Source organism: Runella sp. (assembly GCF_027484545.1).
Taxonomy (GTDB): Bacteria; Bacteroidota; Bacteroidia; order Cytophagales; family Spirosomataceae; genus Runella.
Window position 1 is genome coordinate 1 of record NZ_JAIXST010000195.1, and the last position, 16652, is coordinate 16652.

Annotated in this window: 25 protein-coding genes; 8 read left to right on the forward strand and 17 right to left on the reverse strand. The window is 42.9% G+C overall.

What is annotated here, in order from left to right:
* Nucleotides 1-115 precede the first annotated feature (115 nt).
* Both Q0081_RS18250 and Q0081_RS18255 read left to right on the forward strand, forming a co-directional pair.
* Complete coding sequence (locus Q0081_RS18250) at nt 116-544, forward strand: hypothetical protein (RefSeq protein ID WP_298356416.1); 429 nt, start codon at nt 116-118, stop codon at nt 542-544.
* Nucleotides 541-726, forward strand: a complete 186-nt coding sequence (locus tag Q0081_RS18255) for a hypothetical protein (protein ID WP_298356419.1) — start codon at nt 541-543, stop codon at nt 724-726. The genes Q0081_RS18250 and Q0081_RS18255 overlap by 4 nt, the downstream gene beginning before the upstream one ends.
* A 24-nt stretch (nt 727-750) precedes the next feature.
* Here the strand turns inward: Q0081_RS18255 and Q0081_RS18260 are convergent, their stop codons facing one another.
* The gene (locus Q0081_RS18260; RefSeq protein ID WP_298356423.1) at nt 751-1797 is read right to left on the reverse strand and encodes a trans-acting enoyl reductase family protein; all 1047 of its coding nucleotides are present in this window, start codon (nt 1795-1797) and stop codon (nt 751-753) included.
* 85 nt (nt 1798-1882) lie between these two features.
* Nucleotides 1883-3370, reverse strand: coding sequence for a sulfatase (locus Q0081_RS18265; RefSeq protein WP_298356426.1), 1488 nt, complete (start codon nt 3368-3370; stop codon nt 1883-1885).
* A 168-nt stretch (nt 3371-3538) separates the two neighbouring features.
* Between Q0081_RS18265 and Q0081_RS18270 the strand changes: the two genes are divergently transcribed.
* Nucleotides 3539-4270: a DUF6503 family protein gene (locus Q0081_RS18270; protein ID WP_298356429.1), complete on the forward strand. Its 732-nt coding sequence runs from the start codon at nt 3539-3541 to the stop codon at nt 4268-4270.
* 2 nt (nt 4271-4272) lie between these two features.
* On the opposite strand, the gene Q0081_RS18275 is transcribed toward Q0081_RS18270, so the two are convergent.
* From Q0081_RS18275 to Q0081_RS18335, 13 genes are all read right to left on the reverse strand, one after another.
* Nucleotides 4273-4665, reverse strand: coding sequence for a rhodanese-like domain-containing protein (locus tag Q0081_RS18275; protein ID WP_298356433.1), 393 nt, complete (start codon nt 4663-4665; stop codon nt 4273-4275).
* Nucleotides 4662-5228, reverse strand: coding sequence for a DUF3365 domain-containing protein (locus Q0081_RS18280; protein WP_298356436.1), 567 nt, complete (start codon nt 5226-5228; stop codon nt 4662-4664). Before Q0081_RS18280 ends, Q0081_RS18275 begins: the two co-directional genes overlap by 4 nt.
* Before the next feature lie 65 nt (nt 5229-5293).
* On the reverse strand, nt 5294-5743 hold the full coding sequence (locus Q0081_RS18285; protein ID WP_298356439.1) for a DinB family protein: 450 nt from the start codon (nt 5741-5743) through the stop codon (nt 5294-5296).
* Nucleotides 5744-6203: 460 nt separating this feature from the next.
* Entirely contained in the window at nt 6204-6437 is a 234-nt protein-coding gene (locus tag Q0081_RS18290) for a hypothetical protein (protein ID WP_310586507.1), read from the reverse strand.
* Nucleotides 6430-6663, reverse strand: a complete 234-nt coding sequence (locus Q0081_RS18295; RefSeq protein ID WP_298356442.1) for a hypothetical protein — start codon at nt 6661-6663, stop codon at nt 6430-6432. The genes Q0081_RS18290 and Q0081_RS18295 overlap by 8 nt, the downstream gene beginning before the upstream one ends.
* A 60-nt stretch (nt 6664-6723) precedes the next feature.
* Entirely contained in the window at nt 6724-7329 is a 606-nt protein-coding gene (locus Q0081_RS18300; RefSeq protein WP_298356444.1) for a protein-tyrosine-phosphatase, read from the reverse strand.
* Nucleotides 7326-8363, reverse strand: coding sequence for an ACR3 family arsenite efflux transporter (gene arsB, locus Q0081_RS18305; RefSeq protein ID WP_298356447.1), 1038 nt, complete (start codon nt 8361-8363; stop codon nt 7326-7328). Before arsB ends, Q0081_RS18300 begins: the two co-directional genes overlap by 4 nt.
* Before the next feature lie 30 nt (nt 8364-8393).
* The gene (locus tag Q0081_RS18310; RefSeq protein ID WP_298356450.1) at nt 8394-8735 is read right to left on the reverse strand and encodes a helix-turn-helix transcriptional regulator; all 342 of its coding nucleotides are present in this window, start codon (nt 8733-8735) and stop codon (nt 8394-8396) included.
* A gap of 488 nt (nt 8736-9223) precedes the next feature.
* Nucleotides 9224-9430 carry a DUF2892 domain-containing protein gene (locus Q0081_RS18315; RefSeq protein ID WP_298356453.1) on the reverse strand — a complete coding sequence of 69 codons (207 nt, stop codon included), beginning with the start codon at nt 9428-9430 and terminating at the stop codon, nt 9224-9226.
* 267 nt (nt 9431-9697) lie between these two features.
* Nucleotides 9698-10015 carry a thioredoxin gene (gene trxA, locus Q0081_RS18320; RefSeq protein ID WP_298356456.1) on the reverse strand — a complete coding sequence of 106 codons (318 nt, stop codon included), beginning with the start codon at nt 10013-10015 and terminating at the stop codon, nt 9698-9700.
* Between the two features lie 85 nt (nt 10016-10100).
* Nucleotides 10101-10307, reverse strand: a complete 207-nt coding sequence (locus Q0081_RS18325; protein ID WP_298356459.1) for a hypothetical protein — start codon at nt 10305-10307, stop codon at nt 10101-10103.
* Nucleotides 10291-10533: a hypothetical protein gene (locus tag Q0081_RS18330; RefSeq protein ID WP_298356462.1), complete on the reverse strand. Its 243-nt coding sequence runs from the start codon at nt 10531-10533 to the stop codon at nt 10291-10293. Before Q0081_RS18330 ends, Q0081_RS18325 begins: the two co-directional genes overlap by 17 nt.
* A gap of 14 nt (nt 10534-10547) precedes the next feature.
* The gene (locus tag Q0081_RS18335) at nt 10548-10874 is read right to left on the reverse strand and encodes a rhodanese-like domain-containing protein (RefSeq protein WP_298356464.1); all 327 of its coding nucleotides are present in this window, start codon (nt 10872-10874) and stop codon (nt 10548-10550) included.
* Between the two features lie 141 nt (nt 10875-11015).
* On the opposite strand from Q0081_RS18335, the gene Q0081_RS18340 reads away from it, so the two are divergent.
* Together Q0081_RS18340 and Q0081_RS18345 are read left to right on the forward strand one after the other, a co-directional pair.
* Nucleotides 11016-11609, forward strand: a complete 594-nt coding sequence (locus tag Q0081_RS18340; protein ID WP_310586508.1) for a 2OG-Fe(II) oxygenase — start codon at nt 11016-11018, stop codon at nt 11607-11609.
* A 62-nt stretch (nt 11610-11671) separates the two neighbouring features.
* Complete coding sequence (locus Q0081_RS18345) at nt 11672-12622, forward strand: alpha/beta hydrolase (protein WP_298356467.1); 951 nt, start codon at nt 11672-11674, stop codon at nt 12620-12622.
* Nucleotides 12623-12676: 54 nt separating this feature from the next.
* Here the strand turns inward: Q0081_RS18345 and Q0081_RS18350 are convergent, their stop codons facing one another.
* Entirely contained in the window at nt 12677-15010 is a 2334-nt protein-coding gene (locus Q0081_RS18350; RefSeq protein ID WP_298356469.1) for a glycoside hydrolase family 65 protein, read from the reverse strand.
* Nucleotides 15011-15373: 363 nt separating this feature from the next.
* On the opposite strand from Q0081_RS18350, the gene Q0081_RS18355 reads away from it, so the two are divergent.
* Genes Q0081_RS18355 through Q0081_RS18365 form a run of 3 tightly spaced genes read left to right on the forward strand, consistent with a single transcriptional unit; the run spans nt 15374 to nt 15894 of the window.
* The gene (locus Q0081_RS18355) at nt 15374-15556 is read left to right on the forward strand and encodes a hypothetical protein (protein WP_298356472.1); all 183 of its coding nucleotides are present in this window, start codon (nt 15374-15376) and stop codon (nt 15554-15556) included.
* Nucleotides 15553-15708: a hypothetical protein gene (locus Q0081_RS18360; protein ID WP_298356475.1), complete on the forward strand. Its 156-nt coding sequence runs from the start codon at nt 15553-15555 to the stop codon at nt 15706-15708. Before Q0081_RS18355 ends, Q0081_RS18360 begins: the two co-directional genes overlap by 4 nt.
* A gap of 24 nt (nt 15709-15732) precedes the next feature.
* Entirely contained in the window at nt 15733-15894 is a 162-nt protein-coding gene (locus Q0081_RS18365) for a hypothetical protein (protein ID WP_298356477.1), read from the forward strand.
* 30 nt (nt 15895-15924) lie between these two features.
* Here Q0081_RS18365 and Q0081_RS18370 read toward each other — a convergent pair whose 3' ends face one another.
* Nucleotides 15925-16620, reverse strand: coding sequence for a DUF2490 domain-containing protein (locus Q0081_RS18370; protein ID WP_298356480.1), 696 nt, complete (start codon nt 16618-16620; stop codon nt 15925-15927).
* Nucleotides 16621-16652: the final 32 nt, after the last annotated feature.

Genomic DNA, 16652 nt, shown 5'->3' on the forward strand with positions numbered 1-16652 from the left:
CTTAAAGCGAGAGCCGACTGAAATGAGTTTGGCTCGTAAGCGAAAGAAAGCCGCTCGCGACGATGCTTACCTTAAAACCCTGTTAAACCAACTTAACACTTGATGCAATCACCCTATGCTGGCGGCGGTCAATAAACCCGCTTGGGACAGCACCAACATCATTACGTGGAAATACGGAGGCGGTCATACCTACGTTTGGGATAAGAAAAGTAATTTGGTTTTTATCCATTGGGGTGATTACAAGGTGCTACTGAACCTCAACACTTGGGAGAAGGGAAGAGCTTTTGAAGGAAATAAAGAAATAAAAGGACCCAATTTGGATGTGGTTCGTGGAAAAGCATGGACTTATTTCTGCAATGATTCCTTTTGGCTCATTGCTCCGTTCAAAGCATCTGACGAAGGAACCACCCGCAGTTTGGTGAAAAATGAAGACAAAACCAACGGCCTGTTGGTCAGCTATGCCAGCGGAGGAGTAACTCCTGGCGATGCATACCTTTGGAAACTCGACGCTAACGGATTGCCGCAATCCTATAAAATGTGGTGAAAGTCATTCCTATTGGCGGCGTCATGGCCACGTGGGAAAACTGGACTCGGCAGTATACTGGAGCGATGTTGCCGTCCTTTCATCAACTCGGGCCGTTGAAATTGCCTATTGAGGAACTCAGAACCGGCCCAACGTTGACCGAAACAGGGGTAAGTGGTTCCATTTTTGACCCAATTCGGTAGGCTTTTCAGCGATGGACTTCGTTATTATTTCTCAAAAGCGGCATCCTTAATTTCCGTAATCAACCCATAACCAAACAACCCCGCTGGGGTTTGGTAGCCAGCAACGTCTTTGAGCGACAAGATTTTTTGGGTGATTAGCAGCGAAGCTTCGGCAGTCAGTTTGTAGCCTTCGGGCGTTATCAGACGCCCTTCTACGGTTTTACCTTCGGTATTGGTCACCTTTCCCCAAATGAACGATTTCCCTTTTTGGGATTGGCTTTCGGTGGGGCCCGTTATTTTTTTGTCCACGTAGTTTTGCAATTTCTTTTTGATAAAACTACTGCGTAAAATGGGGTTAAACAAAAATTGCAGCTTCATGAAAAAATAAGCGAATCGAGGAGCTCCTACATACGTTTCAATGTTCGGAATCCCCGTAGTATGATGCGCCGTGGATACATCACCCCACGGAATGGTCATGGTAAAGTGCTTTAGTTGCCCAAAATCAATCATTTTCCCCTTGGAACCAATGGGTTTGGGAACAATCTTGTCGTTTTCCCGAGCGGCTCCTGTATTGCCCAAGCCTTCGAGCATGGTGGTCATAGTACCGTGCGAAATACTGCCGCCCACATTGGCGAAAGCCAATTCCAAATGAGTGGCATCAGGGAGTTGAGTATGTAAGTAGTCGGCCATACAATCGGTCGGAACGACGTCAAATCCTACACCTGGCATTAGCACAATTTTACTTTCAAGGGCTTTTTTGTGGTATGATTTTACCAATTCAAACACTTCAATTTCTCCCGTAATGTCTAAATAATGCGTTTTGGAAACTAAACAGGCTTCTACCAACGGTTTAGCAGTTCGGGTAAAAGGGCCGGCGCAATTCAATACCAACGGGAATTTTTCCAGATTTTTGACGATTTCGTCTTTGTTAGTCAAACCAAAAACCAAGTAGTCTAACCCATATTTTTCGGCAATGGATTGGATTTTAGCCTCGCTTCGACCCGTAATAACGGGTTTCAAGCCTTTTTTAACGGCTAAGTCAACAATAAGTGCGCCCGTGAATCCGCTTGCTCCGTAGATTAAAAATGACATAGTGTAGTAAAAATAGATTAGTACCTCTTCGTTTCCGCAATGGGGGCTATTGGTGTATAGATTTTACAGTAGTTCTACCTTTAGCCTATTTTCTGATGGGCATATTGGCATCTACTTCTTTAAGCCAATCGCTTAGTTTTTGCTGTAATTCCTGCGCTTTTTTGACGTTACTTTTGCTCAAATCCTTGGTTTCGGATTCGTCCGTTCTGAGGTTGAATAGTTCAACCTGATTTGTTTCGTAGCTTTTTGTTAATTTCCAGTCGCCCAGTCGTATAGCCCCCGACGGGCGGCTGGTCTGGTTGCTAAAATGTGGATAATGCCAAAAAATGGGGCCTCGTTCGTGTTTTATTGTCGGGTTTTTGAGTAAAGTATAAAAGCTTTGGGCATCGGGTGAGACGTCCGATTTTTGTCCCAGTATCTCTAAAATGGTAGGGGTATAGTCGGTGTTCATAAAATATTGGTCGCAGGTTTGGCTGGCGGGGAATTGTCCCTTCCAAGCCATTAGTGTAGGCACTCGGATTCCCCCTTCGTAGGTAAATCCTTTCCATTTACGCAAATTCCCTGCCGATGTAGGAACAGGGCCAAGTTCGGGTACACCTACGCCGCCGTTGTCGGAAGTGAAGACAATAAGGGTATTTTCATTCACCCCCTGTTCTTCCAATAATTTCATGATTTGCCCTACCCCGTCGTCCATGCTTTCAATCATGGCGGCATAATACGGGTTGTACTTTCCTTTGTATTGTTCGTGTTTTTTGAGGTATTTGCTTACTTTGTCGCCCCGTGGAACCAAGAAAACGTGCGGTGCCGAATAGCAGAGATACAGAAAAAAAGGCTGCTGTCGGTCGGCTCTTTTTATAAAGTCAAGGGCGTAATCGGTCAGTTTATCAGTCAGATAAGTCGTACCTTTGTCCTCGAAAGCATTTCGGTAACTATCTTCGTAAATGCTGTAATTGTAGTAATCCAGCCCATTTTTGCCAATCATTCTTGAGTAATCGAAACCCTGCCCCCAAGGAGCAAGTGAGTCCGCACTGCCCAAATGCCATTTACCCACAAAACCGGTTTGATAGCCCAGTGTTTTAAGTCGTTCAGCCAGTGTTTTCTCTGATGAACCAAGATATTTCGTCCATTGGGCGGGTAGTACAGGCGAAAGAGAATCCATTCGCTCTCCTACCAAGAAGTTAGTTAATTTAAGCCGGGCAGGGTGTTTTCCGGTCATAATTGCTGCTCGTGAAGGTGAACAAACGGGGCAAGCTGAGTAACTTTGGGTAAACTTGATACCATTTTTGGCCAGTTTGTCAATGTTCGGCGTTTCGTTGTAAGGATTACCATAACAGCCTAAATCGGCTTGGGCTAAGTCGTCAGCTAAAATGAAAATGATATTGGGTTTGGGGGCTTGGGTAAAACCTATCAACGTTGTTAATAAAAACAGACCCAAAAACTGGATAGCGGAAGCGCGTTTGTGACGATTCATTTTTCTGCTGGATTCTTCAAAAGAGATAAAACTTACTACTTTGGCAGAGATGTCTTTGATATAGCCGTTAAAGTAAGCACGGATACCGGTAATTCTAACCAATCCAATTGATGTAATACCCTAAAATTGAGGGATAATGTTGTGAAAGAAGCTGTTTGAATTTAGGGAATTCTTAAATCAATGGGTGATTTTAATTGTTTTTAGTGATAGATTTGGGATTACAATAGAAACTGTTTTGCTTTTATACTTTTACCCAAAACACTATTTACGATGTTGAGATTGGCCTGTATTCTCATTTTTTTAGGATTATTTGTTAGGTGTAATCCCCAAAAAACAGAAGACGAAAAAGCAAAACAAATAGTGGCGCAATGTATAGAGGCACACGGCGGTAAGAGCTACCAAAATTTTGACGTGTCTTTTGATTTTCGGAAGTTTAAGGTGCGTTTAAAACAAATGGGAACGCAGTTTAGCTACGAACGAACGACGACCGATTCGCTCAATAACGTGTATCGCGATATTTTGACCAACGAAAGCTTTGTCAGAAAGCGCAATGATACCACTCAAGTACTTTCTCAAAAAGACACCGATAAATACCGCGAAGGCACCAACTCCATTGCCTATTTTATATTGCTTCCTTATAAACTGTCAGAACCCGCCGTTAATTTGAAATACATGGGAGAAATAACCATCGAAAACCAAAAATACGACAAAATCAAAGTCACATTTGACCAAGAGGGTGGCGGAAAAGACCACGAAGATGAGTTTTGTTATTGGATTAACCGGCAGACACACACCTTAGATTATTTGTCGTACGCCAACGGCGGACCCCGTCTGCGGAAAGCCACCAAGCGCGAAACTGTCGGCGGAATTGTGTTTCAGGATTACGAAAATTACGAAATTTTGGATAAAACCATTTCCACCACTGAGTACGACAAAGCCTTCTTGGAAGGCAAGTCTAAACTGCTTTCCAAGATCGAGCAAAGCAACTATTCCGCTAACTGATGTTATTGAGCTACAATCGCCGTTGAATACCCCGCCGCTCGCCATCCGTTGAGGCCACCATCCAGATTGTACACTTTTTTGAATCCCTTTTTCAGCAATAGTTCGCCCGCGTTGGCGCTGCGCCCCCCGGTAGCGCAATAAACCAATACGGGTTTATTTTTGTCGAGTTTTTCTATCTGTTTTTCAAAATCTGGGCCGTTGTAATCCATGTGAATGGCCTGTGGAATAACGCCTCCGACCAGTTCCGGGCTCGTACGTACATCCACCACCACTTCATCGGGAAGGGTATCAATGAGATTTTGAAAGGTTTTTGCGTCGATAGTTTGCGCTTTTTGGCCTGTTGAACAAGCCCCTTGCCCTACGATTAGGGCGAGGATTAATAGAATGTTTTTCATTGTTTTACTTCAAACGTTAACTTCCAGGTACCTCTCAGCTCGCCCATAGCATAACCCGTTGCTTTGTCAAAACGGTATTTTCGTTGAATTGTTTTCAGCGTTGCGGCTTCAATATCCTGTTTGGGTTTGCCGTGGCATTGCAGACAGGTAGGCATTCCGATTTTGATGGGTTTGTAATAAACGTACCCTTTGGGAGTGCTCACGAGCGTATCTTTCAGAGAATTAGAGGTAAACAAGTCCAGGATCTTTTTGTCAAACATCGAAGCGGCATTGTTGGGGTTACGATTTTTGGTCGAAATCCGTTGAATTTCAACTTCATACTTCTTGGAAAGAGACTTAGTCAACGGCACCGCATTCTCGTTACAAAAATCTACCGCGTATGCAGTACCGCCTTTTTCAATGGCACCCAGCAGATTTTTAATTAACGTCTGTTGAGCCTGCAAACTGAGTGAATCACCGAGTTTTTGGTAGTTGACGGATTGTTGAGGAGCTTGTTGTAATTTGAAGGCTGTCATTGAAACGGTAGACAGAAAAAATAATCCCGATATGAATAAAGGCTTCATACTAATTGACCAATTTGATTACGTGTGCAAATACAACGTTAATGTAGCGGTTTTTATCCATACTTTTATTTTCCATACTTTAGAATAATACCCAGTTGACCCGCGTGGTAGGCCGTATGAGATATTATTCGACCTAAAGCTTCGACTTTGGTTTTAGTCCCGAATTCCTTGGTGGAGATTGTGATTTGCCAATCGGCATCGCTTTGATTTAAAATAGCTTTTTCTAAACATTGATAAGCTTCTTGCTGATACACCAACAACTCAGCCAGGTTTGTCCATTCCCCCGTATCTTTTTGAGCAATGACTGTTTTTGCTGATACGTGTAAATTGGTTTGTCCAAACACATTTTTACTGAAAAGTAACTCCACATCGGCAACGTGTCGAATTAAAAAGCCCGCGCTGTTGGGACTGTTGCCGAGCGTTTTGGTTAAATCGCTTTCAGAAATGTTTTTCAACAGATTGGAAAAACGGGTACGGGCTTCTTGCCAAAGCAAATGGATATGGGATGTGGTCATGGTTTTACAAGCTAATTTGAATGAGTTGATTGAAAGCTATTTCGGCTCATTGTTCTGAAAAGCGATTTTATAAAGCACCCAGCCGAAACCTGCGGCCAAATGTAACAGGACAATGATAAAAAAGAAAGCTGCCATTTTTTGCGTTGATTTTGTACAATGCAAATCTGGCACTCATTTAGTCAAAAAACGGTGATATTAATCACATTCGACTAATTTTTAAGGATTTATTGAAGGGATTTTTGCCTTCTCAAACACCATTTTATCTTCGTAGCAATCTGCTGACAGCGGGCGTCGTAGGTGGCGATTTCTTTGAGAGGGCTATACCCTATTTTGCGGGGGAGGGGGACTTTGGAAATTTACTCAAGGCTGTTAAGAAGCGTATCCAATTCATTAGGCTCTAAGTCTGCTTTGACCTTTTTATCATAAATAGTAAGCAGGATAACTTCTTCGTTTTCAGTCACTACATACGTAACGACTCGTGCACCGCCCTGCGCGGGCCGCCACTTTTGCCCTTCCCTTTACTTTTGATGGCGAGGCGTATTTTATAGCAGGATTTTCCCAATGGAGTACCTTGCATGGGATTTTGAGCAAGTTGCTCCCCTAATTCAAATAATTCATCTCTTAAAGATGGGTACTTTTTAAGGAGTGGCTTGGCATTGCGCTCAAAACTTTGGGCAGGAATTATATTATACATCAGCTAAGAACTCTTTTAAAGTTCTCAACTTTATTTTTCCTTCTTTATAAAGTTTTACTTCTTCCAGCCCTTCCTTAATACGCTCAACCAATTCTTCCTTAGTCATATACTCTTCTTCTTCCTCCTGTAAGAGTGCAATCAATTTGGACTTTTCCTTGGGAGATAATTGACGAGCTAATTCGGCTAATTTTTTGACCGATAAACGAACCTTGAGAGTAGCTTGCATAATTAAATACTGTTTTATTTAACAAAGGTAAGCAACTTAAAAATAGCGTTCAAGTGCCGTTTATAGGTTGGTAAACACCCATTTCATCTCCGTGGCAATCTGCCGACAGCGGGCATCGTAGGTGGCGGTTTCTTCCGGAGTATCGTCTGCTACTTTGGGGTCAATGTACATGATAGGTAGGCGTTTTTCAGCTCCCGGAATAAACGGACAATTGGCCTCGGCGTGGTCACAGGTCATAATGGCCGCAAAGCCACGATTGGGATTGGGAGCTTGGTCGTAGACTTTGGAGAAAGCTATAATGGGTTGGGAATAATCATCAAATCGAATTTCGTAAACGGGATTTTCCGAAGCTGTAGTTTTTACCACTTCCAGTCCTGCACGTTGAAATGCCGCAATGGTACGGGGATTGCAGGCCGTCGCTTCTGTTCCTCCCGAAAAAGAATGGACATTTTCAATGCCAAAATACGCCGCAGCTACCTGAGCCCATACTTGCCCCAAATGACTGCGGCGGGAATTGTGCGTACAGATAAACGTCAGATTAACAGATTGTTGTGCGTCGGTTTTTGATTTTATATATTCCACTAAAGGCTGCAAAATAGATTGGCGTTCGGTGGATACCTCATTGAGGTCAAGATGTTCAAAATAGTGTTTTACGTTAGAAATCATGGTTGAAATTTATGGGTTTGTTTGAGGGCATAATTCACAAATAATATCAAAACGGGTACCTCAATGAGCGGCCCGACAACGGCGGCAAAAGCAGCACCGGAATTGATGCCAAACACCGCAATGGCGACGGCAATGCCCAGTTCAAAGTTATTACCGGCCGCAGTAAAGGCCAATGAAGTGGATTTGGCGTAATTGGCACCTGCTCGTTTGGAAAGATAAAAAGCCGACAAAAACATAATTCCAAAATAGAATGTAAGCGGAATCGCAATCCGAACTACATCTAAGGGAATTTGGACAATCAACTGTCCTTTGAGGCTAAACATTACTACAATAGTAAGCAACAAAGCAATTAGTGTAATGGGGCTGATTTTAGGTAAATACACGTCCTCAAACCACTGACGGCCCATAAGTGCCGTGATGCCGTAACGGGAAATAATGCCCAATAAAAACGGAATGCCGAGATAGATAAATACGCTCTGCGCCACTTCGCCAATGGTGATATTGACTTCATACCCTTTCAGTCCAAATAACGGCGGCAAAACCGTGATAAAAACCCACGCATACACCGAATAAAAAAGAACTTGAAAAATGCTGTTGAAGGCAACCAAGCCGGCTGCGTAAAGCCGATCCCCGTTGGCAAGGTCGTTCCAAACAATGACCATCGCAATGCAGCGGGCAATGCCAATCATAATCAGTCCCGTCATATATTCGGGTTTGTCGGGTAGGAAAATAACTGCCAAACCAAACATCAGCAACGGCCCGATAATCCAGTTTTGAACCAACGACAGTACCAGAATTTTGGTGTTGGTAAATACCTTTGGCAGTTCTTCATAGCGCACCTTGGCCAAGGGCGGGTACATCATCAAAACCAAACCAATCGCCAGTGGAATGTTAGTAGTACCCACATTGAAACTGTTGATAAAGCCTTCGGATTCGGGAAAAAAGTAGCCAATACTTACGCCCAGAATCATGGCCAGGAATATCCAAAGGGTAAGATAAGTATCTAAAAAGGAGAGTTTTTTTGGTCGAGACATAAGCGAATGACGAATTTGAGTTCTATATTTTCAGCAGCAGGATTGTGATTGATTGGGTGCGTTTTGGGCTAATTCAGCAAAGACTCCAAATTGTCCGACAAAGGCATTGAAAACCTCCCAATCAATACAATAACAGGACGTTTTCCCTTCAATAGTCCCTTTGATAAGCCCGATGACTTTCAGTTCTTTAAGGTGTTGTGAGACGGTAGCCTGTGCCAGCGGCAGCCCTTCCACGATTTCGCCGCAGATGCAGCTTTTTTGTTGTGCCAGTATTTTCAGGATCGCGATGCGGGCCGGATGAGCAATGGCTTTTGCAAAATCAGCCAGCGCAATTTCATCGGCTTGGAAATCCATTTTTCGGTTGATAGCCATATTTTTAAATTATATATCGCAAATATACGATATGAAATAACAAAATCAACTGGGGTTGGATTATCTGAATTTTATTCAACAAAAAAGGATCCCCACGTCAAAAGGGAGCTTGTCAGTAGGAGGCAAACGGTTGGAAAAGAATACGTCTTAAAAGAAAATTGGGTGGAGAAGAGATTTTGTAACGAGAAAAATAACAGAACCAATTGCAAAACCATGAGTGGAAAAAGCATCATTTCCTGAAAAACACCGAGCAATACGAAGTCAATTTTGAAGTAAGAATGATTAAGATAAACGAAGCCAAAGTAAAAAACAACGGCTAAGCTGACCCAAAATAATGGTTTGGCATCAAAGGTTGGTTTCATAGTGGTTTTGAGGAAGATATGAGAAAAATCAAAAGTAACTGAAAACGCAGGATTCCCTAACACAGACCATCAAAAAAGCCATTCTACACAGGTAAAATGGCTTTTTTGATGAATTTTTGCTCTTGCTTAACTTTTCACTAAACAGGTATTCAGCCCAAAAATAGCATACAGCGGGCAAAAACTGATGACGCTTGTCAACGCAAAAATGGCAGCTACTACCAGCGCAATGATGCCGAGCGTGCCGGTAAGAGTTCCTGTAAAATACAATGCAATGGCGATAGCCGCAACGATAAGGCGAATAATGCGGTCGGTGCCGCCCATGTTAGGTTTCATGATAGAGATGTTTTTAGTATTAAAGTCCTTCGATGATGAAATACAATCCAACCAAAAGTGCGGCACAAAGAAGGCATACCGCGATGAGTTTTGTAGTGGTTGATTTCATGATGTAAAGGTCGCACTGAAAACACCTTCGAGTCAGTGATATATGTTACAAAAGCACTGGAAAAGTTACGGTTTTAGAAGGGTTTTTCGCATTCCTTTTTGTAGTATTTCGTGGCGGAATATCTCCGAAAAAATGTTGAACTGCGCTGGTAGGGTCATTTAGCGGGGTTGAGTATTCAATTGATTTACTACCTGTTCCAACTGTTTTTTCTGAATAGTACCCGTATGACGCCAAACCACTTTTCCCTTTTGAAAAATCATAAAAGTGGGCATACTTTTTATTTTGTAAGTGTTAGACAACTTCTCGTTTTTGTCCACGTCAATCTTAAGCACACGTACGCGGTCGCCCATTTGGGTAGCAAAATCTTTCAAAATCGGCGACATCATCTTGCAGGGACCGCACCATTCGGCAAAAAAGTCTACCAACACGGGCGTAGTACCGTTAATTATTTCGTTGAAAGTTTCTTTCTTTTCCATGGTTTTTACTTTTTAATGTAATTTGAGAACCTAAAAAAAGAATGCCGGGCAGACAAATTGTCTCTATTCTGAAAAACCATAGAACCTATTTGGGTTTTTTTAGTCCTATATCTTGTAACAATCCTCCTCCAAAGTAACCCAAAAGAGCCCCGTAAGGCACCATGGTTTGCCATTGTGATTTGAGGGGACAAGTTCCTGTAACGCAACCTATTTCTTTCCAATACCAATAACCGCCGACAGCACCTGCCAAGGCACCTATCCATCCCCATTTTAAACTACTTAATTTCTTCATACTGAATTGGTTCTTTGGTGATTTGGCCTGTGCTTTGACGTGCGTTGGGCATGGCACAACCGCTTGCTCCACAGCAACCTGCGTTCATAATGGCCTGTAAAGCAAATACGCTGCCCAAAAGCCCTAAAAGCGGTTGGTGATCGGCAAAAGCGGAATAGACCAACCACAGCCCCATGCCCAATCGCAGGAAGCGCATAAAATTCCAGTTTTGAAGGATTGCTGTCATGTAGCTTTGTGTGTTTAGTACGGCCAGCTCATCATGCCACCCGAAAGATTATATACGTTTGTGAAACCCGCATCGCCCATTACTTTGCAGGCTTGTCCGCTGCGATTGCCACTCCGACAATACACAAAATAGGTTTTGTTTTTGTCCAATTTAGCAATTTTTTGCTGAAAATCTACGCTCATCAGGTCAATATTGACGGTGCCTTTGATACTTCCTGAACGGGCTTCTGCCGCCGTGCGGACGTCCAAAATAACAGCATTGGGTGTTTCTGTCATCAATTGCTTAAATGTAGAAGCGTTTACGTTTTCGTAATTTTTCTTGGTTTTGAATAGTCCAAACATAGCTTTATGATTTTGTGATTGTGAATTAATGAGACAAATGTCGGGCATATTTTGGGTAAAATGAGTGATATATGTTACAGAGTGCTTTTTATTTTAAACATTGTAAATATCTGTGACTACCTTTGAGATAATCCCCTGATAATGAAAATCTTTGATTTACTGATAGATAGCATCGCCGAACATAGTTACGGAGTAACGGACGATTTTTTTACTCCCAAAGAAGTGAAAGCGCTGGTATTGATCTTAAGTCAACGTCATGAGGCGGGTATTTTTAGGACGGCGGGGATTGGTCAAAAAAGCGAGCGCCATGTACAGGATAAAGTTCGCGGTGACCATATTCTGTGGTTAGACGAAAACTCTGTCGATGTGGACGAACAGGCTTTTTTTTATAAAATCAATACGTTTATCACGTATCTCAATCGAACGTGCTATCTGGGATTACGAAGTTTTGAATTTCATTATGCTTTGTATCCTATCGGAACATTCTACAAACGACATTTTGACCGATTTTTGCACGATTCGAGTCGAAAAATGTCAGTGATTTGTTATTTGAACGGAGATTGGCAGGCGACCGACGGTGGAGAATTGGTCATTCATTTTCCAAATGCAGAATCCGTAAAAATTGCTCCTTTAGGCGGTCGTTTGGTGTGTTTTGAAGCGGATAAATTGGAACACGAGGTACTTCCGGCCCTGCGTGAGCGCCTGAGTTTGACGGGATGGCTGCGTACGGATTGATAAAAAGTGTGAGTAGAAAATATAAATCAATGGGTTTGGTAAAGTGTAAAAACAAGCATCCTATGAAATCCCACTTATCTTTGTACTTCATTCTGTGTCTTTCATTTATTATTTTCAATTCTACTATGTCGCGTTCGCAAACCGTCATCCCGCTTTGGCCTGATGGAAAAATCCCCAATGACTTAAAAAATCGTAACGTTCAGGAAAAGATTGAGGCAGGAAATGACGGAATTTTGCGAATCAGTAATATTGTATTGCCGGTGTTGTCGGCTTATTTTCCCGACAAGCCCAACGGCGCGGCGGTAATCATTTGTCCGGGCGGAGGTTACAGCATCGAAGCTGCCGGACATGAAGGAGTGAACGTGGCTACGTGGTTTAACAGTTTTGGCGTAACCGCTTTTGTGTTGAAATACCGCCTTCCCGACGATGCTCTTTGGTCAAACAAACACGAAGTAGGGTTGGAAGATGCACTGAAAGGAATACAGATTGTTCGTGAAAATGCGGATAAATATAAGATTGACCCTAGTCGTATCGGTATCATGGGATTTTCGGCAGGCGGGCATTTGGCTTCTACCGCGAGTACCCACTGGTATTTGGCAAAAGACCTGACCGGCCTGAAAAATCTTTCCAATCCCGAAATTTGTAAGCCTAATTTTTCGATTTTGATGTATCCTGTCATCACTTCCGGGCCATTCAAACATGCGGGTTCGTTTGAAAAATTGTTGGGTAAAACGCCTTCGCAGGAGCAATTGGATTTCTATTCTACCGAAAAACAGGTTTCTGATAAAACGCCACCTACGTTGCTTGTTCATGCGACGGATGATAAAGGTGTACCCGTTGAAAACAGTTTATTGTACTACGATGCCCTTCGAAAACTCAAAATCCCCGCTTCGCTGCTTGTTTACGAAAGCGGTGGCCATGGTTTTGGTTTGGCCCAAAAACTGAAAGGCTCAGTCCATAGTTGGCCCGAAAGCTGTAAAGCCTGGATGATTGGAATGGGATTTGTGAAATAAAAAAGAGGTGCCGAATCAAAAAACGGCACCTCTTTTTTATTTATGACTTACCAACTACGCCAATACTTCGGTAGTTTTTGCTTTTACGTTTACTTTGTTATCGTTGATTATCAATGAAATACTTTCATTAGATAAGTTTTCTACTTCCACCTCGCCCGGGCGCACCGCTACGCGCACCACTTGACCGCGAAAGCCAATTCGGAACGAATAGCCCTGCCATTGTTCCGGCAAAAAGGGCGTAAAAGACAGGGTGTCTTTCTTAATTCTCATTCCCGCAAACCCCTTAATGACCGACATCCACGTGCCGGCCATACTCGTGATATGAAGTCCGTCTTCGGTGTCGTTGTTGTAATCGTCAAGGTCGAGGCGGGACGTGCGCAGGTACATTTCGTACGCCTTTTCGTTGTACCTCAACTTCGCTGCCTGAATCACGTGTACGCAGGGAGACAACGAAGATTCATGAACCGTCATGGGTTCGTAAAAATCAAAATTGCGACGAAGGGTTTCTGTATCAAAGTCATCTTCAAAGAAATACAGGCCCTGCAATACGTCGGCCTGTTTGATGAAACAGCTCCGCAAAATTCGATCCCACGACCATTTTTGATTGATGGGACGATGCTCAGCTATGTCGTGAACGGTCAACAGTTCTTTGTCTAAAAATCCATCCTGCTGCAAAAACACCTGACGTTCTGCATCGTAAGGATAGTGCATGTTGTCCACAATATGCTGCCATTTCGCCGTTTCCAGCCCCCCAACCCCCAATGGGGGAGTTATTTTACCCAATACCTCATTTCTTACTTCTGGCTTCTGGCTACTAATTGCTGAAAGCGTATAGCGTAAGCACCAGGCGGCGAGGTAGTTAGTGTACCAGTTGTTGTTGACGTTGTTTTCGTATTCGTTCGGTCCTGTTACGCCCAGCATTACGTATTTATTCTTATCACTCGACCAATTGACCCGTTGGGCCCAAAAACGAGCAATGGCAATCAATACTTCCAGACCATATTCAGCCAAATAACCTGCATCGCCCGTATGACGGATGTAATCATGAATAGCGTAAGCGATAGCGCCGTTGCGGTGAATCTCTTCAAACGTGATTTCCCACTCATTGTGGCACTCTTCTCCCGTTATGGTAACCATCGGGTAAAGAGCCGCCCCGTCTTTGAAACCCAAATTAGCGGCGTTTTCGATGGCTTTTTGGAGGTGTTTGTGACGGTAAATGAGGAGGTTACGCGCTACTTTTTGGTCGGCTGTAGCGAGATAGAAGGGTAGGCAATACGCTTCTGTATCCCAATAGGTGCTTCCACCGTATTTTTCACCGGTAAATCCTTTCGGACCGATATTGAGACGAGCATCTTCGCCCGTATAGGTTTGTTCTAACTGAAAAATATTGAAACGAATCCCTTGTTGGGCAGCATAAGTGCGACTGTCCGAATCCCCTTCGATGATGATGTCGTTTTGCGCCCAACGGTCGGCCCAAGCCTGCACTTGTTCGGCTTTCATCTGTTCAAAGCCTTTCTCCGAGATTCGTTGGATATAGGCTTTGGCATTGGGAATCAATTGCTCCACGGCATGATTCAACGACGCCAAATTGACAGCATATTTGTACAAAACTACTTCTTCATTCGCCGCGACGTCCAATTCAACCTGACAGGCTACACACTTGTTTCCTTTGATGGGTTTGCTCTGAAAATCAATACGTTCACCGTTAAGCGTAATGTCAATTTTCATCCCGGTACACACGTTGAAAAGCTCCGTTTTGAAAGGCGTGTCTTTGGTGCGCATTTCAAGGTAGCCTTCCCCAAAAGCGGTTTCTTTACGAATTTCATCCCAGAATTTTTCGCCGTAGTTGGAATCTTTATTGCTGATATCGCCATTTAAACATGGCGTAAGCGTGATTTTTCCGTCAAAATTAAGGGGCGTAATGGCATAACGAATCGCTCCAGATTCATCATCAACGATACTGCAAAAACGCTGTGCTTGTACACGAATTTGTTTGCCGCTTGGCAGCTTGGCCACAAATTTTCGTTCCAAAATCCCCTCTTTCATGTTCAGCACCCGCGAATAATCTGACACGGTGCAGGTAGCCAAATCAAGGATTTCGCCTTCGATTTCAACGTTTATTTCTATCCAATTACAGGCATTAAGGACTTTGGCGAAGTAGCGCGGGTAGCCGTTTTTCCACCAACCTACGCGGGTTTTGTCAGGATAAAATACGCCAGCTACGTAATTTCCAAGGAGGGTTTTGCCCGAAAATTTTTCTTCAAAATTGCCTCGCTGACCCATGCGGCCGTTGCCAAGGCTGGTAAGACTCTCCGTAATTTCGTTGTATTCAGGATAAAATCCTTCTTCGATGACGCACCACGGGTCGTGTTTGATATAATTCTTCATTGTACAGGGTTAACGCGGCATTATAAAAACCACAAAAGTAGGGATTTCGGACGAAGGTTTCTACTACGATTTTACCTATAATAAGTGCAGAGTTTGCCTTTTGCGTCCCATTTTCCCCAATTCTTGAGATCAAAAGTGTGTGAAAAACAATTCTTCTTTTTTTACTTGGTGATTTTTAATCTTTTTTTCAAAAACAGGTTAGTAAATAACCTGGATGTTTAAGGATATTTTCCTATTTTTGAAATACTTAAAAATCGTTCCGAATCCAAAAAATAGTCGCTATAGCCCGTGGGAGAATGTGTATTTAGGATAGCTGCATTCTTGTTGAAACCCCAAGACCGCAACCCATAAACAAACAATAAAATGGCTGAAGTAACTGAAGAAGATCAGAACACCAAAGAAGCACTCATTGCTTTGATTAACAAAATTCATCAGGATTACGAAATATGGTACGCCAGAATATCCAAACGAAATTTTAGAATTTGGTACGGATTGCAATTGGGTTCCTTATTATGCGGCTTTTTGACCTCTTATGCGGCTTTTTGACCTCCATATTTGTGGCCTTCCAGACCAAAGCTACCTGGACACCCAACATCAAACTCATTTGTGCCATTATCCCGCTGATTGGCTCCTTAGCTTCTACCGTTGTTCTGCAATTCAAAGTTTTTGAGACGTGGAGACTGCGGGAAGAAGGATGAATATCGTTTCATAATTTGGTCAATATGGCTAATACCGAGTTGTTGAAGTGCAAAGTCCCCGAAGATTATCCCAAATTGCACGAGACTATTACTCAGAAAACGAACGAACTGGAAAATGAGCAGTCAAGTAAGCATTTTGCGTTGTACGGAAGTAATTTTATTGCCTCATTTACGCCCAAAAAGTAACTTACAAATGATTATGCTGTTTTTTAGCTGTCACAGCTTAAACATCAGATAGAGAATAAGTCCGTTGGTGTGGTCATACTCCGACAGCGTAAACCGCTCCGCCAAAACATAGACATAACCTGCCTCTACGTCAAAATGAGGAGTGATTGAATGCGTAAATGTACAACTGAGGCGGTTTTGATTGAACGCATTGGGCAAGCGATTAGGAGGCAGATTGATAAAAACTTCGTCGTAAAGGGTCATCAGCGTTTTGGAAGACAAGGTAAAACGAGACAATAGTCGGGTGCGATTTCGGTAACGCGTAATGGCATCAAATTTTCTGTATTCGTAAACATTACGAAACTGTAATCGGCTTTTTGTCCATGCTTTGACGTATTCTAATCCCCCCGAAAAACGAAGCTCGTGCAGTCTCGGCACTGACAAATCAGCGTCTTTTCCTAAAAGCTGATAAGAATAAATATTCTCGTAGGGAGAAAGTATGACATTGAGATGTTTAAACTGATAGGTAAGGGTAAATTTTACATTGCTCGTTTGAGGGTTTTCAATCGGACTTAAATGGTGCAAGTTATTTTGTCGTCTCATCCCGACTTCACCCATCAAATTCAATTTTGGAGTCAGTTTGGCGTTTAAAGCCACTCGTGTCCAAAAACCGGTGTGAAAATAATGTTGAGAGAAGGCATAAAAAGGGAGCCCTCCGAGAAGGGTAAAAAGTAAAAATTTTCTCATAAGATGGTGTCAGGCGGTCAAGCTCTACAAAA